Raw genomic sequence first — 26,705 nt, 5'->3', positions numbered from 1 at the left:
TCGCCACAATTCCCACCTAATGGGCCCTTTCGTGGCATTGGTCATATCGCAGGACGGGTGGCCTGCTTACGTTCGCAGTCCCGTGCCCTCCCACACGAACCGCGAGGCCCCTTCACCATGCCGCACCGACCGTCCCCCCTGTCGCACCCGCAGAGCGCTCAGAGGCGCTGGCCCCGCGCCAGGCGCTCCGCGGGCCGCGTCGGCGTTCTCGCGGCCTTGCTGGCGACGCTCCTCTCGGCCGCCCCGCACGCCCCGGCACAGGCGGCCACGGCGAGGACGGCGCCCGACGACGCCATGGCCCGCTTCCGTGCGCTGGTGCAGCCACAGGGGAAGGCGCGGGTGACGGCCGCGGTGCTCGACCTGGACGGCACGGGCCGGGAGCCCGTGGTGTACGGCGACGACTCGCCCTACGACACCGCGAGCATCGTCAAGGTCGACATCCTTGCCGCCGCGCTGCTCCAGGCGCAGAACGCCGGGCACGACCTGACCGCGCAGGAGCGCGCCCGCGCGACGGCGATGATCGAGCGCAGCGACAACGCGGCGACGAACGCGATGTGGCGGCGCATCGGCCTGGCGCCGGGCCTGGAGGCGGCGAACAAGCGGCTGGGGCTGACCTCGACGAAGGGCGGCCCCGGCGCCAGGTGGGGACTGACGCAGACGACGGCGAGCGACCAGATACGGCTGCTGCGCGCGGTGTTCGACACTGCCCCGGCTGCACGCGCGACCCCCACGGCGCTCGATGAGTCCTCCCGAACCTACATCCGCACCCTGATGGCTCGCGTCGTAGGCGAGCAGGCATGGGGCGTCTCGGTGGCCTCCGGCTCCGGATGGGCCTTGAAGAACGGCTGGCTGCAGCGCAGCACGACCGGCCTGTGGGACGTCAACAGCATCGGACAGGTCACAACCCGTGGACACCGCTACCTCGTCGCAGTCCTCTCGGACGGCAGCACATCGATGAAGGACGGCGTCGCGCTGGTGGAACGCGCGGCCCGTGCCGCGGTCTCCTCCGCGACCGCGCACTGACGACGCACCCTGTGTCCCGGCCTCGTCCCGCCGCTCAGCGTCCCGGCAACGTCTCCTGCAGCCAGTCGAAGACGACCTCGCAGTGCTCCTGCGGGGCCATGGGGGAGCAGTGCAGCTGCGCGCCGGTGGCGGCGCTGAGCTTCACGTAGTCCTTGGGGGACGTCAGCTTGTCGAACAACTCGCGCGGCTGCCCGGGATAGAACTGCTCGTCGTCGTAGTCCAGGACCAGTGTGGGCGTCTTGATGCGCCGCACGACGTTCGTGATGTCGAGCGACTCGACGAGCTTGGCCGGGGTGTAGAAGTCGGTGAACATCTTCCCCTGGCGGGCGGCGAGCATCGCCGGCACGGAGAACGGTTCGAACCGTTTCTTCAGCGTCGCGGCCTCGGCCGGAGACAGCTCGGGGACGACCTCCTTGTTCCAGATGTTGTTCGTCTCCTCCTTGTCCGGGGTGAGGATCTCCCGGATCTCCGCAGGGAAACCCAGCCAGGGCCTCAGTACCCCGGGCATCGCCACCAGAGCGGCGATCCTGTTCTCGTAGGCCGCGGCCCGGGGAGCCAGCTCGCCTCCCATGCTCAGTCCGGTCAGGGCGATCCGGTCGGTGTCCACGTCGGAACGGGCGGCCAGCCAGTCGACGAGGGGAGTCACCACCGTCTCCCAGCGCGGCGTGAAGACCACCCGGTCCAGGAAGAGCAGCTGGCCCTGGCCCGGTCCGTCGTACACGAGGGCGTTCCAGCCGCGCTCCAGGGCGGCCGACACGCCGTAGGTCCACATGTCGACGTTCTGCCCGTCGCTGCCGTTGGTGAGGATCACGGTGGGGCGTCGCTCGACGGAGTCGTCCGGCCGGAAGAACCAGACCGGAAGCGGCGTGTTCCCGTACGGAACGTTCGCCGTAACCGGGGCCGGGTCGGACAGCTTGCAGAACGTGTCCCAGGCGCCACGCGTGGACTTGTACAGCTGCTCCTCGTTGCCGGGGTCATCGGAGCCGAGGACGAAGAACAGCGCCTGGCTGTAGTACTGCGAGGCCCGCAGCGCACGGAAGCGCGTGGTCCCCGTGCCAGGCTTGTCACCCTCGGGCGCCTTCGACAGTCGGTCGGCCAGCTTCCCGAAGGTCTCCACATACGTCTGCGCGGAGAGCCCGGCCTTGTTGATCGCGTTCACCGCGGTGAGCACTTCGCCTACTTCAGCGGAACCCTGACCGGACCCGCCGAGGGCGAGAAGCGCGTTGAAGTTGAACCCCGGGTCCTTGAAGAGGGTCATCACCCCGGGCGTGGCACCGCCCGCGGAGCCGGTGGCCGACCTTGTGGGACTCGGGGTGATCCCTTGCGCGGAGGTATGGCCCAAAGGCGTACAGCCGGCCGCCAGCACGGACCCGGCGCCGACGACGAGCCCAGTCAGTGCCGTCCGCCGGATGGGGTCGGCGACGTGCTTCGGTAGATGCGTCATATCAGCCGACCGTAGGAGCGGTGCCCCTCGCGTCCCGTTGACCACACCGGCGATTCCCCCGAACAGCCGCCTGCCGACCCGGACGGCTCTGATCAGGGCCGTTCGCGCGCACGTGCGGCAATCCGGTCCGCCAGCACGGACAGAGGCACGCTGGCAGCCCAGCTGCAGATGGCGGCGAGGGGCGAGAAGCGCGCGATCCCTACCGAGGCCAGAAACACGACCGCCTGGGCAGGGAGCGGGACGCTGCGCCAGTTCGCGCCCGCGGAACGGCTGACGTGCAGGTCGAGCCCGTACAGCACCAGTGCGGCCGCGCCGATGACAGCCCCGTACAGACCGGGACCGAGGAAACGGTCGCCGTACATTTCCAGGACATGGGTGGGGAACGGGATCAAGGACACCAGCACCAGGAACGCGACGTTGAGCCAGAACGCGTACAGGTCGATCCCCTCCGCGTTCCGCACCGCCGCATGGTGGGCCCGCCAGAACAGCGCGATCACCACCGCGCTCAGCACGAAGGCGCCCACCTGGGACTGAACCTCGTCGAGCGCCCGGCGCAGCTCGGCCCCGTCGAGCCCCTCGGGCAGCTCGATGTCCAGCACGAGCAGCGTCATGGCGATGGCCGTCACACCGTCGGTGAGGGCGAGCATCCTGTCCTTCGGCACGAGATCCACCTGGGGTCGGACTCGTCGCCGCTCCGGGCTTGCGTTCATGGCACCTGTGGTAGCAGCCCCGCCCCCGCGCGGTCGGCCAACGACGCGCAGGTGTGACAGGGCTCGGGGCCGCAGGCAGGCCGCCCGCCCGGCCGCCTGCTCCGCCTGGCACGGAGGCATGAGCGAGATCGTCGGCGCGTGAGCTCGACAAGCCGGTGCCCCGCGCAGGCCGAACACTTCCTCAACGTGGGACGCGACGGGGCAGCGGGGCGAGCGGCACCGTCAGGGCGTGGTCGGGTACGGCTTGGCCGTGAGGCCGCCCAGCCAGGAGCCCTGGAGGTGTTCGGCGCGCAGTTCGGTGCCGGTGACCGCCTGGGCGGCGAGGAGGGCGAGGGCGCCCTCGCTGGGGGCGGCCGGTACCGGATGTTCCTGGGTCGCGTGGCCGTCGGGGAAGCCCGCCTCGCGCAGGGACTGCCGGGTTCGGTCGGCGAAGTGGCCCCAGCGGCGGTTGGTGCGCGGCTCCAGGCCGCCGACCGGGCTGCCGTACTCCCGGAAGACGACCTGCACCTTGTTCGGATCGGATGTGGCAGTGCACGCGGGTGCCCCCGGCGCGGCGAGCGCCTCGAGGACGTCCGGGTGGGTGCCGACCCAGCCGGTCTGCGCCTCGCTCTCCACCACCACCGACCACCGCTCGTCCAGCACGGCCGCCGCGACCAGCACCGGCGGCCCGTCGAACGGCGAGCGGCGGGCGAACGCCGCGAGCCCGTCCGGCAGCGGCGCGGCCTTGCTCACCCCCATGGCGTCGAGGCAGAACGCGGGCGGCCGGGGCGCAAAGGTGACGGCCCAGCCCTCGCCCCACAGGCGGGTCAGATCCAGCGGTTGTGCGTGCATCGCGTCGGCTCCCTGGTGGCTTTCGGAAACGGGGGCCGCCTCCGGGCAGCGGCCCCCGCAGATACGCCGGTCTAGTCGACGATCTCGACCCAGAACCGGTCGTTGCTGCCGTCCGGGTACGGCAGGGTCGCGTCCCAGGCCAGAATACGGTCGGCGTTGTAGTAGGCGATCAGCTTGCCGCCCGCGGAGGCGTTGTCCGTGATCGGCACCGCCTGCACCGAGAAGTCCCAGTCAGGGCTTGCGGCGCCCTCCAGCGTCGAGGCGAACGGGTACTCGTCGCACTGCTGCGTGGAGGTGTCCGGCGGCGGGTTCAGGCCGAGGCCCGCGTACCTGGAGGCCTGCGGGCCGGTGCCGTAGCAGGCGCCGTCCTTGTGGTCACGGTTGGCCTGGTACTCCGTGGCGTTCAGCGTGGAGTGGATGCGGTGCAGGCCGTAGTGCACCGGCTGCCCGTTGATCGCCTGGCCGGGGATGCTCTTGTCGCGCTGCGCCTCCTCCTCGGCCGGCAGGCGCGGGTAGGTGTACTCGGGGCGCGTCTGCGCGCCGAGGATGTGCTGCGCGACGGCGGCCTCGGTGCCCGACAGGCTGTACCGGAGGATCGGGGTCGCGCCGGGGAACACGCAGCCGTGCGAGCGGTCGGCGCCGAACGGGCCCACGATGTAGGCCGCCGAGTCGCAGCGGATCACCTGCACCGGGGAGGTGCCGGGCGCGTCGGTGCTGAACTCGTCGGTGTCGGTGAAGAACTCCACCCGCCAGAAGCTCGGCATGACCTTGTCGCGGCCGTAGCCGGCTGTCGCCGAGTTGCTGATGTCCCAGTAGGCCCAGCTGGGGTTGTTGTTCCAGTTGTCCCAGGTCAGGGTCGCCGGGCTGCGGGAGGCGCCGCAGTCGAGCTGGTCCGGGGCGCAGGTGCCGAACAGCGACAGCGGCACGCCGGGCGCGGTCCAGATGTTGTCCCACCAGCCCCAGTCGTACGACACGGAGCCCTGCTTGATCTGCGAGAACAGCCGCATGGTGCGCTGGTCCTCGAAGCCCTGGGCGACGATCTCCAGGGTGGCCTTGGTGGTGCCCAGGTGGTCCACCGGGTTGCCCGCGGCGTCCTTCTCCCAGTACTCGGCGGTGATCGGCACCTGCTGGCAGAAGGTGAACCGGTCATACACGCGCCCGGCGTCGGAGGCGGCGTCGGCGGTCATGCAGGAGTCGTAGAGCGCCTGTGACGGCGTCTCGCCGATCGTCGCGGCGGTCGCCTGGGTGGTGAAGCCGCCCTCCGCCAGGGGCGCGGTGCGGACGGTCTGCTGCTGACCGAGGTAGGAGTCGACGCGGCTGTTCATCGGCGCCTTGCGCCGCTCGGCGTCCTGCTCGATGAACTCGGCCGCCTCGGCGAAGGTCAGATCGGCGCGCCCGGCGGCCGACTCGCGCTCGGAGCGATGCTCGGTCTGGAACGGGACGTCCGCCTTCGGCAGCGGTTTGCCGGCCCGCTCGGCGGCCTTGCCGCGCTCGCGCAGCTTCTTCAACTGCGCCGAGGAGATGCCGACTTCGAGCTTGATGGGCTTCAGCGAGTCGGCGAGGAGCGGGGCGGAGCCGCCGGTCCGTTCCCGCTCGGGCCCGTCCGCGACGGCGAACTGCGGGCTGAGCAGCGTAAGACCGATCGCGAGGGCCGCCGCGCGGCGGGATATTCGGAAGATTCTGTGACGGTGCACTGTGCCTCTCTGGGCGACTAGGAGCCTCCGCACCGCAGATGCGCGCGGAGTTGATCACAGAACCTAAAGATCATTTATGGGGAAGGCGGGCGCAGGGCGGTCACGTGCTGTGCAGCACCTGTGCATCTCCTGTGGCAGCCGGCGCTTCCAGTGCCGCGCCGCCGGGGCGGTCCAGCGGTCCATGGGCATCCGCCACAGTTCGTGACGGCGGCCTGCACGGGGTCGGTGTGGACCAGGGATCGCTCGCACACCGTGTCGAGCAGCCGCAAGGCTTCCTCCGGGTGGTCCTCGATCATCGAGCGTGCGCTCCTGGCCGTTCGGCCGCGCCGCCGGCGACGAGGGCGTGCACCCGTCGCGGCTCGACGGGACGCAGTGCCAGGTTGCGGCCGAGAGCGGCGCAGTCGGTGGCGGCCGCCCGGTCCAGGAGGAAGCGCACCGCCGCGCCGCCCGTCACAGCCTGCGACTCCCGCCACGGCCAGCCCTGGATCTGCCCCCTGTGCGTCATGGATCGGCCTCATGCCTGATCGCGCTTCTTCCCCCGACCGTGTAAGCGGTGGCCGGGATTCGACCCGCCGGAGGGCACTCTTCCGGGTTTGCCTGCGGCAGACCTCTGCATGTCGACCAAGGAGAAAACCTGTTGTGTCGGGAGTAGAAATTGGCCTCGCGCAGGAGTACTGTTTCTTTCGTACCCAGGAAGTCGAAGCGGGCACGACAGACACGAACTGCCGTGCATGCAGGTCAAGCAGGACGCAGCCCCACAGGGGCTGCGAGCAGTACCCGCGGTATCCAGTAGTACAGCCGAGTAACCGAACGAGGTAAGGAGCAGACGCCATCAGGATCGCCCGGGCGAGGAAGAAGTCCGCTCGGGTACCGCAGGCCCCGGATTGGAAGGTGGTCCCCGGTCACGCATCCGCGATCCCCGCAGCCCCGCCCTCCCAGGCGGAACCTGCGGAAGAAGAAGGCCGACGCAGTCGGCCGGTAGATGGTGTTGAAAGCTCGGGGCCCGGGTGCCAGTACGGCACCCGGGCCCCCCGACGCGTCCCCTGAAAGAAGAGGTCTATGCCCCCTCGCAGTACCCGTCCCCTCACCCCTCTCGATGATGACGACTACCCCGCCTACACCATGGGCCGGGCCGCCGAGATGCTCGGCACCACCCCCGCCTTCCTCCGCGCCCTCGGCGAGCACCGCCTGATCACTCCCCTGCGCTCCGAAGGCGGCCACCGCCGCTACTCCCGCTACCAGCTGCGCATCGCCGCCCGTGCCCGTGAACTCGTCGACCGGGGCACCCCCATCGAGGCTGCCTGCCGCATCGTCGTCCTCGAAGACCAGCTCGAAGAAGCCCAGCGCATCAACGAGCGACTGCGCACCCAAGGCGGCGAGTCGCAGTCCGATTTCATGTCATCAGCCCGCCGGCAGGGGCCGACCTCTCAGTAGCGCGCGGGCCCTGAGCTCTTCCGGAGACCGAGGTCCCTGCCGGTCGCTGGAGACACGAACGGCTCATGAGATGGCGTGCCTTGAGCACTTCTCTCAGAGCGCTGCGTGCTCCGCATGGAGCTGACCTGCAGCTTGGCTGCACGACGGGAGAGGGAGGACGAGCTTGAGCACGGTCTACTGCGGCATCGACTGGGCGGAAGGCCACCACGACGTCGGTCCCCAGCGGCCGTGCCGTTGCCCGGGCCGCCGCCGACACCCTCAAGCGCGTGCACCTCGAGCCGGGCGGCAAAGCCCCGGTCGTGATCTTCCCGGACGCCGACCTCGCGGCCGCCGCAACCTCCCTTCGTACCACCGGCATCTACAACTCGGGCCAGGAGTGCGGGGCCGCCTGCCGCGTCCTCGTCCACGAGTCGGTCGGCGAGCGGTTCGTCGAGCAACTCGTCGGTGAGATGCGGTCGTTGGTCGTCGGTGAGGCGACCGCCGGCGAGGACGTGGAGGTTCGGTCCCCTGGTGTCGAAGGCCCACTTCGACCGTGTCACGGGCTACTTGGAGCGCGCGAAGACCGAAGGCGTCCGCGTGGCGACCGGTGGTGGAGTCCTCGACGGGCCCGGTTACTTCGTGGCTCGGACCGTGCTGGTCGACGTTCCCGAAGGGGCCGAGGTCGCCCGCGAGGAGATCTTCGGCCCTGTGATCAGGTTCGAGACCTTCGCCGACGAGGAGGAAGCCGTACGGCGAGGCAACGACGTCCCTCTCGGGCTGTCGGCATCGGTGTGGACCGAGAACGCCCGCCGCAGCCACGACATCGCCGCGCGGCTCGACTTCGGCACGGTCTGGGTGAACTCCCATCTCGTGCTGGCCGGCGAAGTTCCCTGGGGCGGTTTCAAGGGATCCGGCTACGGCCGGGACCTGTCGATCTACGTGCTGGACGACTACTCGCGCACCAAGCACCTCATGCACAACCACGGGCGCTGATACCGCACCACCGGTGCCAACGCTCATCCCGGCCGGGGGAAGGACATCCCAGCCAGATGGACCGACACCGGCCAGCACCACGACGAGCGCGGTCTGCAGAACCGCCCGCCGAGGGATACCAGGGTGGTGCCCCTGCCGCCGCAGCTGGCGGCCTTGTGGCGGGAGAGCGTCGAGAGGGGCATCGGTCCGGGCGGACCGATGCCGACGTGCCGGGTGTCGGGGCTGCGCTAGGGGGCCCCGGATGGGTCGTTGTTGTCGTCGTGGTGCCGCTGCCCCGGCTCCTGCCGCACATCCTTCGCTTCGGCTCGCGTACGGTCACGACGGCGGAAGGACGCCTCGACCGCGGCCTTCCAGGCCAGTTCGAACGGCCCCTGCGGGAAACGTCGTAGCCACAGCGAGGCGCCGAGCATCAGTATCGCGCTGATCACCGCCCAGGCGGTGATCGTCCCGATGCTGTCCAACGGGCCCAGACGCAGGCCCCATTCGTAGAAGGCGACGATGCTGATGACGTTCTGCAGTATGTAGCACGACAGAGCGGTTCGGCCCACCGCGGCCAACTGGCGGGAGAGGAAACCACCTCCTCCGCCGCACCGCAGCAGAATCAGGACGAGTCCCAGATAGCCGAAGGCCACGCCCGGAGCGATGGTGTAGCGGGACAGAACGGAGAGCGTTTCCGCACCGGGCAGCCGGAAGTGGGTCCACAGCATCAGGGGTACGCCGACGCCCAAACCGCCCATGGCCAACCAGGTGCTGAATCGGTCACGAGTACCTCTTTGGAGTCCTGGGTGCGGGCGCCGCCGGCTTCGTCCTCAAAGGGGACCCGGCCGCCACCCTCCTGGAGGGCATCCGGGCGGTCGCTCGCGGAGAGGGCTTCGTCTCTCCGGGACCGACCATGAGGCTGATCACCCCGGGTCGCGAGCAACGACACCGGCCCCGTACGCCTGCCCGACGGCCTCACGCCCCGAGAACGGGACGTACTCACGCTCCTGGGGCACGCACTGAGCAACACGCAGATCGCCCGGAGACTGCACATCGAGGAAAGCACGGTCAAAACACATGTCCAGAGCGTTCTCACCAAACTAGGGGTCCGCACCCGGGTCCAAGCCGCCCTCCTGGCCAGCCACGCGGGACTCGTCAACGGTTCCGGACCGACAGACACCCCGCCGACAGCCTCCTGACCGCTTCGTTGACGCATCGCCGCTGCGGCAGTTGGACACCGTCTGCGTCAACGCCGAAGAAGATCCGCACCTACGGCTACCTGCGCGGTCACGACGAGGTACGCATCGCCGAAGGCAGCCTTGCGTAACGCAAGTGCATCTCCGTCTACCGCACCGGCAGTCACATCACCGGGGTCCTGGCCGTCGGCATGCCGCCCAAGAGCATCCTTCCCTGGCAGCGGGCCGTCGCCGCCCGCACCCCCTGGCACCACGCCGTACCCACACTGCCGCCTTCCCCCACAGGAGCGGCGGCATGAGCAGCACCACCATCATCACGAAGATCATGCCCACCGGTGCACACGGAGCCTGCGCTTCCGTTTCCATCGACGGGGGCCGGCCCCCAACATCCCTGCGATGAAGGGGCGCAGCCGGCATGGGCGATCGTTCATCTCGACGGGATGATCATCGCCAACGACATCGGCAATCGTGACGCCACTGCGTTCGACGATCCGGACCGGCTGGACATCCACCGCGATGCCCGGCGCCACATGGCCTTCGGCTTCGGCGTGCACCAGTGCCTGGGACAGCCGCCGGCCCGCGTCGAGCTTGGGGAAGGTCGTGGCGCTCGTGGCGTCGGGCGGCAACGTCGATCCGGCGGTCTACCCCGCCGGGCCCTGCCGGACCGAACCGCCTCAAGACGCTGTCCATATCGTCAGCAATCAGAATCAGACTCTGAGTCCACGGACAGTGTCTGATGGACTCGATGCCATGGCAGTGATGAACGAACGCCTCGACCTGCGGGTCGCCGGCGTGGATCTCGCCGTCGCCGCGGTCCGCCGCGACGGCGACGACGCCCCCGTCGTCTTTCTGCACGGCTTCGGCTCCACCAAGGAGGACTACGCCGACGTCGCCCTGCACGGCGCGTTCGCCGGGAGGCCGTTCCTCGCCTACGACGCGCCGGGCTGTGGAGAGACAGCGTGCGAGGACCTGTCCGCGATCTCGCTCCCGTTCCTGGTGCGAACCGCCCAGGCGGTTCTGGCACGGGCGGGCATCACGCGTTTCCACCTGGTCGGGCACTCCATGGGCGGCCTGACCGCCCTGCTGCTGGCCCACCAGGAGCCCGACCGCGTCCTCAGTTTCGTCGACGTCGAAGGCAACGTGGCCCCGGAGGACTGCTTCCTGAGCAGGCAGATCGTCACGCACCCCGCGGACGATCCTGAGCACTTCCTGGCCGACTTCGCGGAACGGGTACGCCGCTCACCGCAGTTGGCCGGCGCCCTGTACGCGGCGGGCCTGCGCCACAGGGTCCGTCCCGGCGCGGTGCGTGGCATCTTCGAGTCGTGGTCGACATGACCGACCACGGCGACCTGATGACGAAGTTCCTCTCGCTGCCCTTCCCTCGCGTGTTCCTGTACGGCGAGCAGAACTCCTCCCTGTCGTACCTGACGAAACTCGCTGCGAACGGCGTCGAGTTGGCCGAGATCCCGCACAGCGGTCACTGGCCGATGTACTCCAACCCCGTCGCGATGTGGGAACGGATCGCGGACTTCCACGCCCGCACTCGGCGCTGACGATCCCGAAGGCGCCGCCCGCCGCCGGGAAGTCAAAGGCGCGGCGTGCCACCCGTTCAGCAGGCCGGCAGGCCGTAGTACTCGAGCGTCGTCACGCCCGTGCGGATGGCTTGCAGGGCGCGCTGCTCGGCGGTGACCCGGGCGTCGGCCCGGTCGAGGGTCTCGTCGACCGCTTCTGCGGGGACGACCACCACGCCGTCTGCGTCGCCGACGACGAGGTCGCCGGGTCGTACGACGACATCCCCCACACGGACGGGGACGCCGAAGTGGCCGGTGTGGTCCTTGCCGGTGCCGACCACGGTGACGTGGCGGGCGAAGAGGGGGAAGCCCAACTCCGCCTGCTCCGCCGTGTCCCGTACGCCGCCGTCCACGACCAGGCCGAGGATGCCGCGCTGCTGTGCGGCGACGGCGAGGATCTCGCCCCAGTGCCCGTGCCGGGCGCCCTGGAGGTCGGCGACGAGGACGCTGCCGGCGGGGGCGGTGGCCACCGCTCGGTGCAGGGCGAGGTTGTCGCCGCCGATGCCCTGCACGGTGAACGCCGGACCGGCTACACGCGCCCCTGTCCAGGCGGCGTGCAGGGACGGGTCGACGGCGTGCGCTCGCGAGGCGGATGCCTCGTAGAGGGTGGCGGTGCTGTGACCGCGGGCCGCGTCCGTCATGCCTGGGTCCTTGTCTGGAGGGTGTGGTAGCCGAACTTCTCCCGGGCCTCGCGCAGGGTGCTGCCGGCGTGCGCGGCGGCGACGATGTCCGCCTCGACCCGTTCGATGCGCTCGGCGGTCTCGGTGATCCGCTCCGTCTCGACGGCGGGCACGGCGACCACACCGTCGGCGTCGGCGCAGAGGAGATTGCCGGGATGGATCTCGACGCCCGAGACGGTGACCGGCTCGTCGACGGCGACCAGGCGCACCCGGTCCTTGCCGGTACGCATGAACCGGCCGCGGCTGAACAGGGGATAGCTCTGCGCCAGGGAGGCCGACACATCGCGGCAGACGCCGTTGATCACAGTGCCGGCGATGCCGCGGTGGGCGGCGACCTCGGTCATGATGCCGCCCCAGACGGTGACGTCGGTGCGGCCGTCGTTGTCGATGACGACGACCGACCCGGGCGGGACGTCGTCGAGGAAGTCGCCGACCGTGCCGACGCCGCACTCGTTCACGGGCGCGTAGCGGACGGTGAAGGCCGGGCCGACCGCGCGGAAGTCGTTGGACAGAGGGGAGAGGCCGTGCAGCGCGCCCTTGATCCCGGCTCGGTCAAGGGCGTCGGAGATCGCGGCGGTGGGAAGCGCGCCCAGGCGCGCAACGAGGTCATTCATCACTACGCCTCCGTTCCGGCCAGGCGGGCGTCCCGCATCGCATCGGGCAGCGACACTCCGGCCCTCACCTCGGCCTCGATGGCTGCCTCACGGTCGGCGAGCCGCCGGGCGGCCCGAAGGACCTCGTCGGCGCGGTCGCGGGGCACGACCACGACCCCGCCCTCGTCCGCCAGCACCACGTCACCCGGATTGACGGTCACCTCACCCAGCGACACCGGCTCACCGGCTGACTTCTGCCGCAGCCGGCCTCGCGCGGTCACCGGCACCTGGCCACGGGCGAACACGGGAAGGCCGAGTTCGCGAGCCTGTCCCACGTCCCGGCAGACGCCGTCCGTGACGACACCGCGGACGCCCCGCACCGAGGCGCCGAGGCTGACGATGCCGCCCCACGACGACACGTCCGTACGGCCGCCGTTCGCCACCACGACGACGTTCTCGGGACCAGCCTCGGCGATCGCGCTCGTGAGGATGTGGGCACCGCCGTGCTCCCCGGGCAGGGGTGCGAGTTCGACGGTCTGCGCGAACCCGGTCACCTTGGGCGTGCCCCACATCGGACGCAGCCCGCCCTGTCCGGGCGGGAGACCGCAGGCGTCGAGGGCATCGGACACGGTCGCGCTGTCCAGCGCAGCGAACTGTGTCAACAAAGAATCTCCATCTCTTACTGATATGTGGGGCGACTGATGATCGAGGTGCGCCAGGCCCGCTACTTCCTCGCCGTCGCCGAGACGCTCCACTTCGGCCGGGCCGCGGAACAGTTGCGGATGTCGCAGCCGCCGCTGAGTCAGGCGATCCTTCAGCTGGAGCGGCAGCTGGGCGTGCGGCTGTTCGACCGCAGCGAACGGCGGGTCAGGCTGACCGAGACCGGCCGGGCGTTCGCTGAGGAGTGCCGCAAGCTGGTGGCGGCCGCCCGGCACGCCCATGAGGTGGCGGCCCAGGCCGAGGCCGGTCTGGTGGGCACGCTGCGGATCGGGGTGGTGACCTCGGCTCTCAGCGAGCCCCTGCTGGGCACGCTGTCCGCCTTCCGGGACGCCCGGCCCCGCGTCGACCTGCACCTCACGGAGGTCGACACCGGGGAGGGCCAGGAAGCCGTTGCCCGCCACGAGATCGACCTCGCCGTCATCCGGCCCAGCGCGCCGGTGCGCGGCCTGCGCGTGCAACCCTGGCGCCACGATCAGTTCGTGATCGCCCTGCCGGGCAGGCATGTCCTCGCCGGGGACACGGCGGACCCGGTCGACCTCGCACGGTTCGCGGACGAGCCATGGGTGTGGCTTCGTCGTGAGGCGTCCCCCGATTACCACGATCAGCTCATGGCGACCTGCCGCAGAGCCGGGTTCACCCCCGAGACGCGCCACATCGCCAACTCGATCCTGACCCAGCTGGCGATGGTGGCCTGCGGCCTCGGTGTCACCCTCGTACCGAACGTGGCAGTCCGCTCCATCCAGGGACCCATCACCTACCGGCCCCTGACCGACTCCGCCGACATCGTCGAACTCTCCCTGGTCTCCCGGGCAGCCACGCACGAGCCGCTGGTGGAGGAGTTCCTGCGCCACGCGACGACTCACCGGCAAGAGATGGCGTGAGCGCCGCCGCCGTCAGGGGGCCTGTCCCGCCCGGGCCAGGACGGTTCGCGCGCGCGTGAGTACCGGCAGGTCGACCATCTGCCCGTCGACCGTGGTGACGGACTCACCGGCGTCGAGGATGCGGCGGGCCCAGCGCAGTTCGTCCGGGGTGGGCGTGAACCCGTCGGTGGCGGGCGGTACTTGGGCCGGATGGATGCAGAGCTTGCCGGTGAAGCCCAGGCGCCGGGCGTGGGTGATGTCGGTGTCGAGCGCGTCCAGATCTCGTACGGCGGTGGTGACGCCGTCAACGGGCGGGTGGGCACCCGCTGCGGCGGAGGCGAGGACCAGCCGGGAGCGTGCGTGGGTGAGGGCGTGATGGTCGTCGGGGGCGACGCCGAGCTGGGTGGCCAGGTCGACGTTGCCGAAGCCGGCGCGGGCGACTCCCGGGACGGCGCACACCTCGTGGGCCCGCTCGATGCCCAGGGCGGTTTCGACCAGCGGGACCAGCGGGCAGCGCCCGGCCGTGCGGGCGGCGATCTCCGCGAGGAGGTACGGGTCCTCGGCTTTGGGCACCATGAGGGGGCAGCCGTGGTCGGCCGCCTGTGCGAGGTCCGCCTCGAACCAGGGAGTTCCGGGCGGATTGATCCGTACGACGGCCCTGTTGCCGAGGGCCAGCCAGGCGGCGGCGTTGTCGCGGGCGTGGTCCTTGTCGCCGGGGGCGACAGCGTCCTCCAGGTCGATGATGATCAGGTCGGCGCCGGAGGAGGCCGCCTTGGCGAAGCGGTCGGGCCGGTCACCGGGGACGAAGAGCAGGGTCCGTGCGGCGGCGATGCGGTCGCTGTCCGGGTGGTTCACGCGAAGGTCACCTCGGCGGTGGCGTGCCGGGCCTCGCGGTGGGTGGCGATGTGCAGCCGGGCACGGTCGTCAGTGGGCGTGCCGTCGGCGAGGAGGTGCTCGCCCGCGAACGCCGACCGGTGCAGCCGGTAGGACAGCGACCGTACCTGGCGTTCCGGGGCCTTTCTGCGGACCAGGTCCAGCATGAGCAGGGCCAGCAGCGGGCCGTGGACGACGAGGCCGGGATAGCCCTCCACGTCGCGGACGTAGGGGGTGTCGTAGTGGATGCGGTGGGCGTTGGCGGTGAGCGCGCTGAACCGGAACAGCAGGGTCTCGTCCGGCCGCAGCCGCAGCTGCCACGGGCCCTCCGGCTCTGGTACGGCTGAGTCGTCGAGCGCGGTCGGGTGCCGTGGTGCGGAGCCGTCGCCCGACCGGTAGACGATGTCCTGCTCCTCGATCAGGCAGGTGCGGCCGTTCTGCCGGACCTCCTGGCGTTCGGTGACGAACAGCAGCTCGCCGCTGCGGCCTTGCTTGGGGGTGATGGCGGCCAGGCTGCTGACGCGTTCGGCCGGTTCACTGAGGCGCAGGGGCGCGGTGATCTCGCATCGTCCGCCGGCGAACATGCGCCGGCGGTCGGGGATCGGGGGCAGGAAGCGGGCGTCGTGCAGGTGTCCGTCCGGGCCGAGGGCGTGCTGGGGCGGCCAGTGCAGGAAGTACAGCCACTGCCACAGCGGCGGCAGTGGGTCGCCGGACCTGGCGGCGGCGTCGGGAAGGTCCAGCAGCGCCGACAGGGCCGCTGCCGGGCTGGGCGACAGGGCGTCCTCGTCGGTGACTGGTGCGGGATGCCATGACTCGACGTGGGAGGAGAGGGAGGCGGGCATGTCGTGTCCTCGTGGGCAGGTCAGGTCAGCGGGGCGGTCGTCGGCGGGGCGGGCGTCGTGCTGGTCGGTCCGGCCTCCAGCAGGGAGGTGCGGGACGGTTCGCGTACGACGAGGGTGGCCAGGAAGGTCAGGGCGATGCACCCCGTCACGTACCAGAAGAAGGTGGTCTCGTGGCCGCCCTTCTTCAGAGCCAGCGCGATCGGTTCCGTCAGTCCGCCGAACGTGGCGGTGACCAGTGCATGCGGCAGGCCAACGCCCAGGGCCCGGACTTTGGTGGGGAACATCTCCGCCTTGATGATGGCGGCCAGCGCCGAGTACCCGCGCCGATCACGAAGGGGACGCGCCAACCCCAGCTCTGCATCTCGTCGTCGGTGAGCAGGTTCTGCAGGACGATGGCCACCAGCAGGGCGGCGAGCTGGCCGAGCACGATGGAGACGTACTGGAAGCTGGAGTAGAAGCCGCGCCGGCCCGGCGGGGCGACCTCGGCGAGGTAGGAGGCGCTGGAGCCGAACTCGCCGCCCACCGAAAGCCCTTGGACAAGGCGGGCCAGGACCAGCAGGAGGGGAGCCCACAGGCCGATGACGTCATGGCCGGGGGCGAGGGCGATGGTGAGCGATCCGGCGCTCATCAGCGTGACCGACAGGGTCAGTGCGCGGCGGCGGCCGTACCGGTCGGCGTACGCGCCGAGGAGCCAGCCGCCGAGGGGGCGCATCAGGAAGCCGACAGCGAAGACGACGGCCGTGGACAGGAGTTGGGCGGTCGCGTCGCCGTCGGGGAAGAAGGCGGCGGCGAAGTAGATGCTGAAGGTGGCGTAGGCGAACCAGTCGTACCACTCGATCAGATTGCCCAGACAGCCACGTATGACGTTGGCGGTGACGCGGGATCGTCCGGTGGTGGATACGCCGCTCTGCGACATGGGAAGCTCCGTTGCTCTTGTCGCGGTGGGGAATGGTTCGTGCGGGGTCTTCTCAGCGCAGGACGAAGGGGTTGCCGGTGGGCGCGCCGGTGTTGATCCAGACGCTCTTGTCGTCCAGGTAGGCGGTGATGGCGGCGATGCCGTTCTCGCGGCCGAGGCCGGAGTCCTTGAAACCGCCGAAGGGCGCCAGGTAGCTGACCGTGCGGTAGGTGTTGACCCAGACGGTGCCGGAGCGGATGCGGTCGGCCATGCGGAAGGCGCGGCCGATGTCGCTGGTCCACACGCCGGCGCCGAGGCCGTAGCGGCTGTCGTTGGCGATCTCCACCGCCTCGTCCTCGTCCTTGAAGGGGATGACGGCGAGGACAGGTCCGAAGACCTCTTCCTGGGCGATGCGCATGCTGTTGCGTACGCCGGTGAAGACGGTCGGCTCGACGAACCATCCGCCACGGTCGGCGGCCCTGCCGCCGAGGGCGAGCCGGGCGCCCTCCTGCTGCGCGATGCCGATGTAGTCGAGGACCTTGGCATACTGGGCGGGTGTGGTGATCGGACCGACCTGGGTGTTCTCGTCCATCGGATCGCCCATGCGGGCCGTGCCGGCCAGCTCCACCAGGCGGCCCACGACCTTGTCGTGCACGTCCTGCTGCACCAGCAGCCGGGAGCCGGCGATGCAGGTCTGCCCGGTGGCGGCGAAGATGCCGGAGACGGCACCGTTGACAGCGGCCTCCAGATCGGCGTCGGCGAACACGATGTTGGGTGACTTGCCGCCCAGCTCGAGGCTGACGTGCTTGAAGTCGCGGGCGGCGGACTCGTTGATACGGCGGCCGGTGGCGTCCGAGCCGGTGAAGCTGACCTTGCGGACCAGCGGGTGCTCGACGAGTGCGGCACCGACGTCCCGGCCGAAGCCGGTGACGACGTTGAACACCCCTGGGGGCAGCCCCTCCTCGTGGAGGAGCCGGGCCAGTTCCAGGGTGGAGGCGGAGGTGAACTCCGACGGCTTCACCACCACCGTGCAGCCCGCGGCCAGCGCGGGGGCGATCTTCCAGGCCAGCAGCAACAGCGGGGAGTTCCATGGGGTGATGACCGCGACGACCCCGACGGGCTCCTTCTTCGTGTAGGCGAAGTAGCCCTTCTTGTCCAGCGGCGGAACCGTGCCCTCGATCTTGTCGGCGAGACCCCCGTAGTAGTGGAACCACTGTGGAACGTAGGCGACTTGTCCGTGCATCTCGGTGAACAGCTTGCCGTTGTCGCGGACTTCGAGCTCGGCCAGCTCACGGGTGTGGCCGGCGATCGTGTCGCCGAGCCGGTGCAGCAGGGCGCCGCGTGCGCTGGCGGTGAGTTCGGCCCAGGGGCCGGTGTGCAGGGCGCGGTGGGCGGCGCGGACAGCGTCGTCGACGTCCCGCCCGGTGCCCTTGGCGATCTCGGCCCACGGGGTGCCGAGGTAGGGATTGTCGGTGGGGAACCACTCATCGCCGACGGCCTTGCGGCTCTCCCCGTCGATGAACAACTCGTAGCGCTGCATGGAAGGGGATCCCGTCGGCTAGAAGGTGTTCAGACCGAGCGCGGCGCGGAAGGAGTTCTTGTTGGCGACGCCGTCACGTGGCGGCAGGGCGCGGGGCGGCTCGGTGGTGTCGATCAGGACCTGGGCGTACGTCGTCGCCGAGCGCGCGCGGATCCGGGCGGCGAGGTCCTCGGCCTGAGAGAGGTCGGTGATGCGCACCACGTCCGGGATGCCGAAGCCCTGGGCGACCATGACGAGGTCGGTGCCCAGGCCGGTGTGGCTGACCTGCATGCCGGTCTCACCGAAGTGGGCGTTGTCCAGGACGACGAGGGTGAGGTTGGGCGGGAGTCGGGCGCCGATGGTGGCCAGCGTGCCGATGCCCATGAGGTGTTCGCCGTCGCCGGTGACGGCGACGACCGGGCGGTCCGGCCGGGCCAGGGCGAGGCCGAGGGTGAGGGGTGCGGCGGCGCCCATCGCGCCCCAGAGGTAGAAGTGGGTGGGCCGGTCGCCGGCGGCGAACACGTCGTAGCTCGGCGACCCGAGGCCGGTCACCAGCAGGGCGTCCTCGGGGAGGCGGGAGACCAGGTCGGCGACGAAGCGGCGCCGGTCCAGGCGGGGCAGGGTGTCGGTGGCGGTCATCAGTTGCGCTCCCACTTCTTGCGGCCGATCAGCTTCTGTCCGAGGAGCACGGCGACGCGCTCGCCGGCCTCGAACGCCGAGTCAAGTGCGGCCTCGACGGTCTCCTCGACGTCTTCGGGGCGGTCGGCGCGCAGGACGGTGATGCCCATGAGTTCCAGGGCCTGCTGGGTGGAGCGGCCCATGGGGCTCTGCCAGGGGTTGAACTCGGCGTACTCGCCGCGCATCGTCACCAGAGTGAGGAAGGGGAACTGGCACATCTGCAGCAGGGAGAACATGTTGACGCAGTTGCCGACGCCGCTGCTCTGCATGAGCAGCACCGCCTTCTGCCCGCCCAGCCAGGCCCCGCTGACGACGGCGACGCCCTCCTCCTCGGTGGTGAGCACCACGTCGTGGAGGGCGGGGTCGCGCTGCGCCTCACGGATGGTGTGGGAGTGTCCGGAGTCCGGTACATAGGCGATCTGCTGGACGCCGCGCTTCTTCAACGCGGCGAACACGTCCTCCTGCCACGCAGGGGCTGGGGCATGTGTCTGACTCATCCGTAGCGGCTCCGTGCTCGGTCGGCTCAAGGTATCCAGCATCATGAGCGCTGATGGATGAGGTTGAACAATAGAAAGGCGTGATACGTGTATGCGTCGCGCGCATGTCGAGCGGTTGTGACCGTGTGACCTGGGGGGTCGGCTACGAGCCCTCGTTGAGGAACGCCGCGACGAGAGCCCTGGCCTCGGTGCGGCATTCCTCGAAGTACGCGTGCCGGGCGCCGGGGAACAGGTGTGTCCGGGAGTCGGGGATGCGGGCGGCGAGCAGTGGGGCGTTGTCCGGCGGGGTGAGCCGGTCCTGGCCGCCGTGCAGGATCAGGGTGGGCGCGGTGATGAGAGGGAGTGCGTCCCAGGCGTCGTGCCCGTTGCTCGCCTGCAGGTGGCCGCGGCGGGCGTGCGGGGGCATGTCGGGGTCGCCGAGCGTGGTGTAGGGGCCGGGGTGGGCGGCGAGCCAGGCGGGGGTGTACATGAGGTCGGTCAGGGCCCGCCGGACGGCCTGAGGGTCCGCCTGGGCCAGGGTGCGCCGTACCGAGGCGTCGCGCTCCACGGCGTGTGGTCCACCGGGGGAGGTGCAACCCAGGACGAGGCGGCGGACCCGGTCCGGGTGGCGGGCGGCGATCCACTGGGCGACCCGCCCGCCCATGGAGGTCCCGTAGACGTCGGCGTGCTCGATGCCGAGGCCGTCGAGGACGGCGATCACGTCCTCCGCGAACTGCTGTGTGGAATAAGGCCCTTGGGGTTTGTCGCTGGCGCCGGTGCCCCGGTAGTCGAGGGTGATGGAGGAGTGCGTGGCGTGGAAGTCTTCTCGTACGCCGTCCCACCAGTGATGGTTGTTCGCCTGTCCGGCAAGGAGGATCAGCGGATACCCTTCTCCCCGCTGTTGGCAGGCCAGTGCCGTGCCGTCCCGGGTAAGAGCGACGCCGTCGAGCTGGTGACCAGTGTCAGTCATGGGGGTTCCCACAGGTTTCTCGGGTGGTGTTCTTGGGCGTTGCCGCGGGCGAGTCACTCACCCTCGGTGGGCGTGTCGTCTCCCTGGATCTGGGCCGAGGGCCATCTCCCCTGAGCCACCGCGGAGTTGATCTGGCGGACCAGCTCGCGTGCGACGACCTCCACGGCCGGCGGCGTACGCCCGAACCGCGGTGTGGCGAGGACGACCGAGCGCCACACGTCGGGCTCGCTCAGCGGTGCGGCGCTCAGGGCGCCCCGCGCGACATCGTCGGCGATGCCCACACCGGGCAGGACGGTCCAGCCGTGCCCCGCCTGGACGAGCTGCTTCTGCACGCGCATGGAGTTGGTCTGCATGACGACGTCCATGGCAGCCTCGGACCGTACCGCCGCTGCGTCGATCAGCCGGCGCAACGCGTGCCCCGAGGCGGGCATGACGAGCGGGTGCTTCGCCGCCTCCGTGAACGGAACGGGACGGTCGGCGCGGAGGCCGGCTGACCGGGGAGCCACAGCCCACAACCGCTCCCGCACCAGCGGGTGGGCGTTCAGCGAGGGCGTGCTGTCCAGGTTGTAGAGCAGCGTCAGGTCCAGATCGCCGTCGTCGAGCCACTGCTGCAGGTGCCCCGAGTAGGCGGTCATGAGACGAAGCTCGACGCCGGGGCGGTCACGGGCGAGGGCCGTCACGAGCGGCTCTGCCAGCAGGTCACTGGTGCTCTCCAGCAGCCCGAGGGTGACGATGCCGGTCACCACGCCGGGGGTCGGCTGCACCTCGGCGCGGGCCCGCTCCAGCTCGTTCAGTGCGCGCCGCGCCCGGTCCACCATGATCGCCCCCGCCTCGGTGGGACGCATGCCCTGCCCGGTCCGCTCGAAGAGCGGGATGCCGAGTTCCTGCTCCAGGGTGCGGATCTGCCGGGTGACCGCGGGCTGCACCAGATGCAGCAGCTCCGCGGCGCGCGTGACGCTGCCCACCTCGGCGACCGTGACGATCGCCTTCAGCTGCTTGATGTCCAAAGGGGGCTTCCTTCCGCTGCCATCCGAGGCGCGCATGGGGCCATAGCACATTGCTATTTCACCCAGAGGGACATGACCATCAATGATGGTACTCCGGTACGGGACCGCACCCTCTGGAGGTCACTTCATGACCGAGCTCCCCCGAACACTGCCGCTCGCCGGCATCACCGTCATCAGCATCGAGCAGGCGGTGGCCGCCCCCTTCGCCACCCGCCAGCTCGCCGACCTCGGCGCACAGGTGATCAAGGTGGAGCGGCCGGGCGGGGGCGACTTCGCCCGCCGGTACGACACGACGGTGCACGGCCAGTCCAGCTACTTCGTGTGGCTCAACCGGTCGAAGGAGTCCATCACCCTCGACTTGAAGGCGGACGCGGGAAGGCGTGTCCTGGAGCGACTGCTCGCCGGCGCCGATGTGTTCGTGCAGAACCTGGCACCGAACGCGGCCGCGAGGATGGGTCTGGGCGCTGAGGCCCTCACGGAGCGTTTCCCCTCGCTGATCCCGTGCTCGATCTCCGGCTACGGGTCCAGCGGCCCATGGGCCGACCGCAAGGCGTACGACCTGCTGGTGCAGTGCCAGACCGGCCTGGTCTCCCTCACCGGCAACGAGCACGGCGGCGCCCGCGTCGGGGTGTCGATCGCCGACATCGCGGCCGGCATGTACGCCTACTCCGGCATCCTCACCGCCCTGTTCACCCGGGCCACCACGGGCGTCGCCCGCGCCGTGGAGGTCTCCCTGTTCGAGGCACTGGCCGAGTGGATGAACCAACCCGCCTACTACACGCGCTACGGCGGCACCCAGCCGCCCCGCATCGGCACCCAGCACGCCACCATCGCCCCCTACGGTGCCTATCCCGCGGCCGACGGCAAGGACGTGTTGTTCTCCATCCAGAACGAGCGCGAATGGGCGGCCCTGTGTGAACAGTTCCTGGGCCAACCCGGGCTGGTCACGGATCCGCGCTTCGCCACCGGCTCGGCCCGCGTCGCCCACCGCGAGGAGCTGAACGCGATCGTGGCCGAACGGTTCGGCGAGCTGGACAGCCACGAGGTGACGAAGCTGCTGGACGCGGCGGGCATCGCCAACGCCGGGGTGAACGACATGAAGGAGTTCCTGGCGCACCCGGTGCTCAGCGGCCGGGACCGCTGGCGGGACGTACGGATCCCCGGCGGGGCCGTGGTGTCCGCGCTGCTGCCGCCGGTGGACCTGGCCGGTGCGGCCCCGCGCATGGACGCCGTCCCCGCGGCCGGGGAACACACCGACACGATCCTGGCCGGCCTGGGATACAGCCCGGCCGACATCGACGGCCTGAAGGACGAACGCGCCGTCTGAACCGTCCGAGCCGACCGCGGCATCCACGTCACCCAATGAGGAGCGTCACCGCATGAGCACTCTCGACGTCCTGTCCGAGGACGAGCAGTTCATCATCCGTACTGTGCACGACTTCGTCGACAAGGAGGTGAAGCCCGTCGTCCAGGAGCTGGAGCACACCAACACCTACCCCGAGGCCCTGATCGAGCAGATGAAGACTCTCGGCATCTTCGGCCTCGCCGTGCCCGAGGAGTACGGCGGCACCCCGGTCTCCACCCCCTGTTACGTGCTGATCACCGAGGAGCTGGCGCGCGGCTGGATGAGTCTGGCCGGCGCGATGGGCGGCCACACCGTGGTCGCCAAGCTGCTGTTGCTCTTCGGCACGGAGGAGCAGAAGCGCCGGTACCTGCCGAGGATGGCCACCGGCGAGATCCGCGCGACCATGGCCCTGACTGAACCGGGCGGTGGCTCGGACCTGCAGGCGATGCGTACGGTCGCCCGTAAGGACGGCGACGGCGGATACGTGGTCAACGGGGCGAAGACCTGGATCACCAACTCGCGGCGGTCCGGCCTGATTGCCCTGCTGTGCAAGACCGACCCGGACGCCACTCCGGCTCACAAGGGCATCTCCATCCTCCTCGTGGAGCACGGGCCGGGGCTGACCGTCTCCCGTGACCTGCCCAAGCTCGGCTACAAGGGCGTGGAGAGCTGTGAGCTGTCCTTCGAGGACTACCGGGTCCCGGCCCACGCCGTCCTCGGGGGCGTGGAGGGCAAGGGTTTCGCGCAGATGATGAAGGGCCTGGAGACCGGACGCCTCCAGGTCGCGGCCCGTGCGCTCGGGGTCGGCCGGGCGGCCTTCGAGGACGCCCTCGCCTACGCCCAGGAACGCGAGTCGTTCGGCAAGCCGATCTGGAAGCACCAGTCCATCGGGAACTACCTGGCGGACATGGCGACCTCACTGACGGCGGCCCGGCAACTGACCCTGTATGCCGCCCGGGCGGCGGACGCCGGGCGCCGGGTGGACATGGAGGCCGGGATGGCGAAGCTCTTCGCCTCCGAGACGGCCATGCAGATCGCCCTGAACGCCGTGCGCATCCACGGCGGTTACGGGTACTCGACGGAGTTCGACGTCGAGCGCTACTTCCGTGACGCGCCGCTGATGATCGTCGGCGAGGGCACCAACGAGATCCAGCGGAACGTGATCGCGAGCCAGCTGGTCAAGCGAGGAGGACTGGAGGCATGAAGATCGTGGTGCGCGTGAAGCACGTGCCCCACACTGGCGACCGCACTTCGCCGATGACCTGACCGTCGACCGGGATGACGTGGACGGTTTCGCTTTCACCAGGGGTGTCCGGGGCGGTGCTTGGCCAGCCCTTGGTGGCCGACGACCTCGCCTTCGACGGGAGCGGTGCGATCTCTGTCCCTGACTACCAGGGCACGGCTCGGGCTCCGGCTGGCCGGGGTGATCCGGTTCGACCGGGACGGCACACATCCCCACTGTGCTACTGGATGGACTGGCCCAGCCGAACGGTATCTCTCCTTTCGCTCCCGACTACTGAACGTGGGCATGTCCGCGGGGCACTCTGTCCGTCGTCACCTCGCAGGCGATGGCGGCTCCCCAACTGCTCACCGTGAAGCCGACGATCAAGCTCGGAAGCCGTGACGGCGACGGTGGTTTTGGGTGAGCGGTTCGCTCCCCGTCAGATCGTCCTCACGCGGTGCCGCCGTAGAAGGCGGGGCGGGGCTTCATGTCCGTGGTGACGATGCGGCCCGACTGGCGTGCTTCGACCGTGGCGTTGGAGATGATGGTCGCGGCGTAGCCGTACTGGCAGTTGACGAAGACCTCGAGATCGATGCGGACGCCCTTGGCGGTCTCGAAGAGCATGATCTGCGGGTCCTTCAGGTGCGGGTACCGCTGGCCCGTGGAGCGCGGCAGGACCACCTGGGCGGAGACGATCTCGTCGTCGAGGAGCCGGCGCAGCACGTCGATCTCGTGGACCGCCGAGTCGAGCGCGGCCATGTCGGTGTGGTCCGACTCGGGCACGGACGGGTTGCGGTGGGCGCAGTGCACGATCAGTGGTTCGCCGATACGGCCGGAGTCGATCACCTGCTTCATCTGGCGGTAGCCGGCGTCGTAGCGGCGCATGAAGCCGACCTGGACCAGCCGTCGGCCGTGAGCCGTCTCGGCATCGATGATCTTCAGGCAGTCGTCGGCGGTCGTCGCGAGGGGCTTCTCGCAGAACACCGGTTTCCCGGCCGCGATGGCGTTCAGCACATGCTCGGCGTGGGTGGGGCCCCAGGAAGTGACGAGCACCGCGTCCACGTCGTCCGCCGCGATCAGCTCGGCCCCGTCCGCGAACACCGGGGCGCCCACCCGGGCCGCCGCCTCCTCGGCGCGGGCGGCGTCGATGTCGGTCACCGCCGTCACCTGGACGCCGGTCACGGTTTCCGTGAGCCGGCGGATGTGTTCCTGACCGATCCAGCCGGCCCCGATCACTCCTACGCGCACAGCCGTGAGGGTTCCCTAGTTCTTGAGTGGGGCGTCCCGGAAATCCGATGGGACCAGGGGGCGGGAGATGTTGTTCAGGAGCGGGTCTTGAGAGGGCGATAAGTCCGTTTCTGGTAGCGGCCACGTCCGGGCTGGGTGAGGAATCCCTGGCGAGCGAGTCGTCCCAGGCGGGAGCGGGTGACGTTGATCGAGGGCTCGTCGGTGGGTAGGCCGAGCTGTTCGTTCAGGTCGTGGACGCGGAACACCTTCTTGGGGTGCTCGTTGAAGGCAGTCACGATGCGCTGGTAGACGGTGTCGGTCTTTGCGGAGGTCGGTTCGTGGTCGGGCGGAGTGAGGCCGTCGATGACCTTTCGGGTGGCGGCGAGCTCGGTCAGGCGGGCCTCGGCCTCGGCGAGGGCGGTGGTGAGCCGCTCGATCTGCTCGCGCAGGTTGTCGGCTCGTGCGGCGGTCTCGTCGTGTTCGGTCTGCAGCAGCCGCAGGAGTTCGCTGACGTTCACGCGGCCGGCTCCACGTCGTCACGCCATGCGGCGGTGGGGGGAGCGAGGCGGCGGAGCATGCCCGCGGTGGAGGCCCAGTAGACGCGGGAGGCTGCGTTGTCGGGCCGGTGGTCGTAGTCACGGGCGAGGCGGCGATGGAGCATGAGGGTGCCGTTGACCTGCTCGACCACCCACCGCTTCGGCTGCGGAACGAAATTTTTGCCCTGGTCGTCGGGGTTACGTCGGACCACCTCGACGGTGATGTCCTTCACCGCTCCGTGGATGATCACGGCGTCCTTGAAGCCCTGGTCGACCAGGACCTTGAAGGAGGACCGGCAGTGTGCGCGGCCTGCCCCGCCTGCTGTGGTGCTGTGGAAAGGCCCGAGGGCGTGCGAAGGTCGTGTCAGATGGTTCAGATCTCCTGGGGCTTGTAGGAGCTGGGGTCGCGCAGGGTGACACGGCGTAGGAGGTCGACGGACTTGGTCACTCCTTCGACCGGTGCCATGAGCACGTCCTCATGCTCGATGCTCAGGACGTCGTCATAGCCGGCCCGGCGCAGGGCGAGGCAGAAGGCACGCCAGAACGCGTCGTCGTGACCGTAGCCGAGGGTCACGTAGTTCCAGGAGCGGTCTTTGGAGGCCATGACCGGGAGGGTCTCCAGCCTGCTGGTCAGCGCCTGGCGGGAGGACTCCAGCCGGGTGTCCTTGGCGTGCACGTGATAGATCGCGTCGCCCAGGGCCTCGATGGCGGCCAGCGGGTCGGCGCCCATCCACATCAGGTGGCTGGGGTCGAAGTTGGCCCCTACCACGGGCCCGACCTCCTCGCGCAGGCGCAGGAGCGTGGGGACGTTGTAGACCGCCTGGTGAGCGTGCATCTCCAGGGCGAGCTTGGGCACGCCCCGGTCACGGGCGTGGGCGACGAGGTCTCGCCAGTACGGGAGTACGACCTCTGTCCATTGCCAGTCGAGGATCTGTGTGGTCTCCGGAGGCCAGGAGACCGTGATCCAGTTGGGGTTGGCGTCGCCCGGCCCGCCCGGCAGCCCGGACATCATCACCACGCGGTCGACGCCGAGGAGCGGCGCGAGGGTGATCGTCCTGCGCGCGACCTGGTCGTGCTCGCGACCGCTGGGTCCGGGGTGCAGGGGATTGCCCGAGCAGGTGAGGGCGCTGATCGTGAGCCCCCGGTCGGCGACCTTGGCCAGCAGCTCGCGGCGCGCGCCGTCGCTGTGGAGAAGCCGGTCGATGTCGACATGCGGGGCGGTGGACCAGGCGCCGGTGGCGAACTCCACGTGGTCCAGGCCGAGTTCGGCCGCCAGGTCCAGGGTCTCGTCGAGCGTGAGCTGCCCGACACTGTCGGTGTTCAGACCGATCTTCATGATGCGTCCTGTCTGCGGTGTCGTCGGCGGGGGTCGTCGTTCCCCGGTGGTTCGGTGTGGCGGCGGTAGGGG

Annotated in this window: 30 protein-coding genes and 3 pseudogenes; 11 read left to right on the top strand and 22 right to left on the bottom strand. The window is 70.0% G+C overall.

The features are described 5' to 3' along the window. Positions 1-117: 117 nt before the first annotated feature. A complete protein-coding gene (locus tag IE263_RS13855) occupies positions 118-1,023 on the top strand; it encodes a serine hydrolase (protein ID WP_189935997.1) in 906 nt (301 codons plus the stop codon). 34 nt (positions 1,024-1,057) lie between these two features. On the opposite strand, the gene IE263_RS13850 is transcribed toward IE263_RS13855, so the two are convergent. From IE263_RS13850 to IE263_RS13830, 5 genes are all read right to left on the bottom strand, one after another. Beyond that, positions 1,058-2,281, bottom strand: a complete 1,224-nt coding sequence (locus IE263_RS13850) for an alpha/beta hydrolase family protein (RefSeq protein ID WP_229910969.1) — start codon at positions 2,279-2,281, stop codon at positions 1,058-1,060. Positions 2,282-2,559: 278 nt separating this feature from the next. Continuing rightward, positions 2,560-3,138: a TMEM175 family protein gene (locus IE263_RS13845; protein WP_189935993.1), complete on the bottom strand. Its 579-nt coding sequence runs from the start codon at positions 3,136-3,138 to the stop codon at positions 2,560-2,562. A 261-nt stretch (positions 3,139-3,399) separates the two neighbouring features. After that, positions 3,400-4,008, bottom strand: a complete 609-nt coding sequence (locus tag IE263_RS13840) for a hypothetical protein (protein ID WP_189935991.1) — start codon at positions 4,006-4,008, stop codon at positions 3,400-3,402. Positions 4,009-4,079: 71 nt separating this feature from the next. Continuing rightward, positions 4,080-5,702, bottom strand: a complete 1,623-nt coding sequence (locus tag IE263_RS13835) for a NucA/NucB deoxyribonuclease domain-containing protein (protein ID WP_189935988.1) — start codon at positions 5,700-5,702, stop codon at positions 4,080-4,082. A gap of 292 nt (positions 5,703-5,994) precedes the next feature. Next, positions 5,995-6,207 carry a hypothetical protein gene (locus IE263_RS13830; RefSeq protein ID WP_189935986.1) on the bottom strand — a complete coding sequence of 71 codons (213 nt, stop codon included), beginning with the start codon at positions 6,205-6,207 and terminating at the stop codon, positions 5,995-5,997. A gap of 554 nt (positions 6,208-6,761) precedes the next feature. Here IE263_RS13830 and IE263_RS13825 point away from each other — a divergent pair. The 3 genes and pseudogenes from IE263_RS13825 to IE263_RS48505 all read left to right on the top strand — a co-directional run bounded on the left by IE263_RS13825 (position 6,762) and on the right by IE263_RS48505 (position 8,108). Beyond that, positions 6,762-7,136, top strand: a complete 375-nt coding sequence (locus tag IE263_RS13825) for a helix-turn-helix domain-containing protein (RefSeq protein ID WP_189935984.1) — start codon at positions 6,762-6,764, stop codon at positions 7,134-7,136. A gap of 263 nt (positions 7,137-7,399) precedes the next feature. Then, positions 7,400-7,558, top strand: a pseudogene (locus IE263_RS48510) (aldehyde dehydrogenase family protein); the annotation flags it as partial. An 88-nt stretch (positions 7,559-7,646) separates the two neighbouring features. Further along, complete coding sequence (locus tag IE263_RS48505) at positions 7,647-8,108, top strand: aldehyde dehydrogenase family protein (protein ID WP_229910968.1); 462 nt, start codon at positions 7,647-7,649, stop codon at positions 8,106-8,108. A 227-nt stretch (positions 8,109-8,335) separates the two neighbouring features. Here IE263_RS48505 and IE263_RS13815 read toward each other — a convergent pair whose 3' ends face one another. After that, positions 8,336-8,845: a DUF418 domain-containing protein gene (locus IE263_RS13815; protein WP_189935982.1), complete on the bottom strand. Its 510-nt coding sequence runs from the start codon at positions 8,843-8,845 to the stop codon at positions 8,336-8,338. Positions 8,846-9,049: 204 nt separating this feature from the next. Here IE263_RS13815 and IE263_RS48500 point away from each other — a divergent pair, with 204 nt between their 5' ends. The 4 genes and pseudogenes from IE263_RS48500 to IE263_RS48490 all read left to right on the top strand — a co-directional run bounded on the left by IE263_RS48500 (position 9,050) and on the right by IE263_RS48490 (position 10,836). Further along, positions 9,050-9,286, top strand: coding sequence for a response regulator transcription factor (locus IE263_RS48500; protein WP_308430615.1), 237 nt, complete (start codon positions 9,050-9,052; stop codon positions 9,284-9,286). Between the two features lie 431 nt (positions 9,287-9,717). Beyond that, positions 9,718-9,873, top strand: a pseudogene (locus IE263_RS48495) (cytochrome P450); the annotation flags it as partial. Positions 9,874-10,033: 160 nt separating this feature from the next. Next, positions 10,034-10,618 carry an alpha/beta fold hydrolase gene (locus IE263_RS13800; RefSeq protein WP_229910967.1) on the top strand — a complete coding sequence of 195 codons (585 nt, stop codon included), beginning with the start codon at positions 10,034-10,036 and terminating at the stop codon, positions 10,616-10,618. Then, the gene (locus IE263_RS48490; RefSeq protein WP_229910966.1) at positions 10,606-10,836 is read left to right on the top strand and encodes an alpha/beta fold hydrolase; all 231 of its coding nucleotides are present in this window, start codon (positions 10,606-10,608) and stop codon (positions 10,834-10,836) included. Before IE263_RS13800 ends, IE263_RS48490 begins: the two co-directional genes overlap by 13 nt. Before the next feature lie 56 nt (positions 10,837-10,892). On the opposite strand, the gene IE263_RS13795 is transcribed toward IE263_RS48490, so the two are convergent. The 3 genes from IE263_RS13795 to IE263_RS13785 are packed head-to-tail and all read right to left on the bottom strand — an operon-like array spanning position 10,893 to position 12,789. Beyond that, positions 10,893-11,495 carry an RraA family protein gene (locus tag IE263_RS13795; protein ID WP_189935977.1) on the bottom strand — a complete coding sequence of 201 codons (603 nt, stop codon included), beginning with the start codon at positions 11,493-11,495 and terminating at the stop codon, positions 10,893-10,895. Continuing rightward, positions 11,492-12,148 (bottom strand): RraA family protein, encoded by a 657-nt coding sequence (locus IE263_RS13790; RefSeq protein ID WP_189935975.1) that lies wholly within the window; start codon positions 12,146-12,148, stop codon positions 11,492-11,494. The genes IE263_RS13795 and IE263_RS13790 overlap by 4 nt, the downstream gene beginning before the upstream one ends. Positions 12,149-12,150: 2 nt before the next feature. Further along, positions 12,151-12,789: an RraA family protein gene (locus IE263_RS13785; protein WP_229910965.1), complete on the bottom strand. Its 639-nt coding sequence runs from the start codon at positions 12,787-12,789 to the stop codon at positions 12,151-12,153. 39 nt (positions 12,790-12,828) lie between these two features. On the opposite strand from IE263_RS13785, the gene IE263_RS13780 reads away from it, so the two are divergent. After that, positions 12,829-13,728, top strand: coding sequence for a LysR family transcriptional regulator (locus IE263_RS13780; protein ID WP_189935973.1), 900 nt, complete (start codon positions 12,829-12,831; stop codon positions 13,726-13,728). A gap of 12 nt (positions 13,729-13,740) precedes the next feature. On the opposite strand, the gene IE263_RS13775 is transcribed toward IE263_RS13780, so the two are convergent. From IE263_RS13775 to IE263_RS13740, 9 genes are all read right to left on the bottom strand, one after another. Beyond that, the gene (locus IE263_RS13775) at positions 13,741-14,562 is read right to left on the bottom strand and encodes an HpcH/HpaI aldolase/citrate lyase family protein (protein ID WP_189935971.1); all 822 of its coding nucleotides are present in this window, start codon (positions 14,560-14,562) and stop codon (positions 13,741-13,743) included. Then, the gene (locus IE263_RS13770) at positions 14,559-15,422 is read right to left on the bottom strand and encodes an HTD2 family dehydratase (protein WP_189935969.1); all 864 of its coding nucleotides are present in this window, start codon (positions 15,420-15,422) and stop codon (positions 14,559-14,561) included. The genes IE263_RS13775 and IE263_RS13770 overlap by 4 nt, the downstream gene beginning before the upstream one ends. Positions 15,423-15,442: 20 nt before the next feature. Next, entirely contained in the window at positions 15,443-15,706 is a 264-nt protein-coding gene (locus IE263_RS48485) for a hypothetical protein (protein WP_229910964.1), read from the bottom strand. Beyond that, on the bottom strand, positions 15,631-16,338 hold the full coding sequence (locus IE263_RS13765) for an MFS transporter (RefSeq protein ID WP_229910963.1): 708 nt from the start codon (positions 16,336-16,338) through the stop codon (positions 15,631-15,633). Before IE263_RS13765 ends, IE263_RS48485 begins: the two co-directional genes overlap by 76 nt. 52 nt (positions 16,339-16,390) lie before the next feature. Beyond that, the gene (locus IE263_RS13760) at positions 16,391-17,857 is read right to left on the bottom strand and encodes an aldehyde dehydrogenase (protein ID WP_189935967.1); all 1,467 of its coding nucleotides are present in this window, start codon (positions 17,855-17,857) and stop codon (positions 16,391-16,393) included. 18 nt (positions 17,858-17,875) lie between these two features. Next, entirely contained in the window at positions 17,876-18,475 is a 600-nt protein-coding gene (locus IE263_RS13755) for a thiamine pyrophosphate-dependent enzyme (RefSeq protein WP_189935965.1), read from the bottom strand. Next, the gene (locus tag IE263_RS13750) at positions 18,475-19,011 is read right to left on the bottom strand and encodes a thiamine pyrophosphate-binding protein (RefSeq protein ID WP_189935963.1); all 537 of its coding nucleotides are present in this window, start codon (positions 19,009-19,011) and stop codon (positions 18,475-18,477) included. Before IE263_RS13750 ends, IE263_RS13755 begins: the two co-directional genes overlap by 1 nt. A 142-nt stretch (positions 19,012-19,153) precedes the next feature. Beyond that, the gene (locus IE263_RS13745) at positions 19,154-19,960 is read right to left on the bottom strand and encodes an alpha/beta fold hydrolase (protein ID WP_189935960.1); all 807 of its coding nucleotides are present in this window, start codon (positions 19,958-19,960) and stop codon (positions 19,154-19,156) included. 53 nt (positions 19,961-20,013) lie between these two features. Beyond that, entirely contained in the window at positions 20,014-20,967 is a 954-nt protein-coding gene (locus IE263_RS13740; protein WP_189935958.1) for a LysR family transcriptional regulator, read from the bottom strand. A 127-nt stretch (positions 20,968-21,094) separates the two neighbouring features. On the opposite strand from IE263_RS13740, the gene IE263_RS13735 reads away from it, so the two are divergent. After that, positions 21,095-22,294, top strand: a complete 1,200-nt coding sequence (locus tag IE263_RS13735) for a CaiB/BaiF CoA transferase family protein (protein WP_189935956.1) — start codon at positions 21,095-21,097, stop codon at positions 22,292-22,294. A gap of 52 nt (positions 22,295-22,346) precedes the next feature. Then, on the top strand, positions 22,347-23,516 hold the full coding sequence (locus tag IE263_RS13730) for an acyl-CoA dehydrogenase family protein (RefSeq protein WP_189935953.1): 1,170 nt from the start codon (positions 22,347-22,349) through the stop codon (positions 23,514-23,516). 468 nt (positions 23,517-23,984) lie between these two features. Here the strand turns inward: IE263_RS13730 and IE263_RS13725 are convergent, their stop codons facing one another. The 4 genes and pseudogenes from IE263_RS13725 to IE263_RS13710 all read right to left on the bottom strand — a co-directional run bounded on the left by IE263_RS13725 (position 23,985) and on the right by IE263_RS13710 (position 26,633). Next, complete coding sequence (locus IE263_RS13725; RefSeq protein ID WP_189935950.1) at positions 23,985-24,782, bottom strand: Gfo/Idh/MocA family protein; 798 nt, start codon at positions 24,780-24,782, stop codon at positions 23,985-23,987. A 74-nt stretch (positions 24,783-24,856) separates the two neighbouring features. Beyond that, positions 24,857-25,279, bottom strand: a complete 423-nt coding sequence (locus tag IE263_RS13720) for a PspA/IM30 family protein (RefSeq protein WP_189935946.1) — start codon at positions 25,277-25,279, stop codon at positions 24,857-24,859. After that, positions 25,276-25,581, bottom strand: a pseudogene (locus IE263_RS13715) (IS5/IS1182 family transposase); the annotation flags it as partial. The pseudogene IE263_RS13715 and the gene IE263_RS13720, both read right to left, overlap by 4 nt. A gap of 89 nt (positions 25,582-25,670) precedes the next feature. Continuing rightward, positions 25,671-26,633, bottom strand: a complete 963-nt coding sequence (locus tag IE263_RS13710) for a sugar phosphate isomerase/epimerase family protein (RefSeq protein WP_189935944.1) — start codon at positions 26,631-26,633, stop codon at positions 25,671-25,673. Positions 26,634-26,705: the final 72 nt, after the last annotated feature.

This window comes from Streptomyces aurantiogriseus (genome assembly GCF_014649375.1).
GTDB lineage: Bacteria > Actinomycetota > Actinomycetes > Streptomycetales > Streptomycetaceae > Streptomyces > Streptomyces aurantiogriseus.
This window is presented reverse-complemented; position numbering and strand designations above follow the sequence as displayed.

What these genes read in the sequence shown, in the direction of transcription:
- IE263_RS13855 (WP_189935997.1), top strand. Translation starts at nt 118, where the DNA reads ATGCCGCACCGACCGTCCCCCCTGTCGCACCCGCAGAGCGCTCAGAGG.
- IE263_RS13850 (WP_229910969.1), bottom strand. Translation starts at nt 2,281, where the DNA reads ATGACCCTCTTCAAGGACCCGGGGTTCAACTTCAACGCGCTTCTCGCC.
- IE263_RS13840 (WP_189935991.1), bottom strand. Translation starts at nt 4,008, where the DNA reads ATGCACGCACAACCGCTGGATCTGACCCGCCTGTGGGGCGAGGGCTGG.
- IE263_RS13830 (WP_189935986.1), bottom strand. Translation starts at nt 6,207, where the DNA reads ATGACGCACAGGGGGCAGATCCAGGGCTGGCCGTGGCGGGAGTCGCAG.
- IE263_RS13825 (WP_189935984.1), top strand. Translation starts at nt 6,762, where the DNA reads ATGCCCCCTCGCAGTACCCGTCCCCTCACCCCTCTCGATGATGACGAC.
- IE263_RS13815 (WP_189935982.1), bottom strand. Translation starts at nt 8,845, where the DNA reads ATGGGCGGTTTGGGCGTCGGCGTACCCCTGATGCTGTGGACCCACTTC.
- IE263_RS13800 (WP_229910967.1), top strand. Translation starts at nt 10,034, where the DNA reads ATGGCAGTGATGAACGAACGCCTCGACCTGCGGGTCGCCGGCGTGGAT.
- IE263_RS13795 (WP_189935977.1), bottom strand. Translation starts at nt 11,495, where the DNA reads ATGACGGACGCGGCCCGCGGTCACAGCACCGCCACCCTCTACGAGGCA.
- IE263_RS13790 (WP_189935975.1), bottom strand. Translation starts at nt 12,148, where the DNA reads ATGAATGACCTCGTTGCGCGCCTGGGCGCGCTTCCCACCGCCGCGATC.
- IE263_RS13780 (WP_189935973.1), top strand. Translation starts at nt 12,829, where the DNA reads ATGATCGAGGTGCGCCAGGCCCGCTACTTCCTCGCCGTCGCCGAGACG.
- IE263_RS13770 (WP_189935969.1), bottom strand. Translation starts at nt 15,422, where the DNA reads ATGCCCGCCTCCCTCTCCTCCCACGTCGAGTCATGGCATCCCGCACCA.
- IE263_RS48485 (WP_229910964.1), bottom strand. Translation starts at nt 15,706, where the DNA reads ATGTTCCCCACCAAAGTCCGGGCCCTGGGCGTTGGCCTGCCGCATGCA.
- IE263_RS13765 (WP_229910963.1), bottom strand. Translation starts at nt 16,338, where the DNA reads ATGTCGCAGAGCGGCGTATCCACCACCGGACGATCCCGCGTCACCGCC.
- IE263_RS13760 (WP_189935967.1), bottom strand. Translation starts at nt 17,857, where the DNA reads ATGCAGCGCTACGAGTTGTTCATCGACGGGGAGAGCCGCAAGGCCGTC.
- IE263_RS13755 (WP_189935965.1), bottom strand. Translation starts at nt 18,475, where the DNA reads ATGACCGCCACCGACACCCTGCCCCGCCTGGACCGGCGCCGCTTCGTC.
- IE263_RS13750 (WP_189935963.1), bottom strand. Translation starts at nt 19,011, where the DNA reads ATGAGTCAGACACATGCCCCAGCCCCTGCGTGGCAGGAGGACGTGTTC.
- IE263_RS13745 (WP_189935960.1), bottom strand. Translation starts at nt 19,960, where the DNA reads ATGACTGACACTGGTCACCAGCTCGACGGCGTCGCTCTTACCCGGGAC.
- IE263_RS13735 (WP_189935956.1), top strand. Translation starts at nt 21,095, where the DNA reads ATGACCGAGCTCCCCCGAACACTGCCGCTCGCCGGCATCACCGTCATC.
- IE263_RS13730 (WP_189935953.1), top strand. Translation starts at nt 22,347, where the DNA reads ATGAGCACTCTCGACGTCCTGTCCGAGGACGAGCAGTTCATCATCCGT.
- IE263_RS13710 (WP_189935944.1), bottom strand. Translation starts at nt 26,633, where the DNA reads ATGAAGATCGGTCTGAACACCGACAGTGTCGGGCAGCTCACGCTCGAC.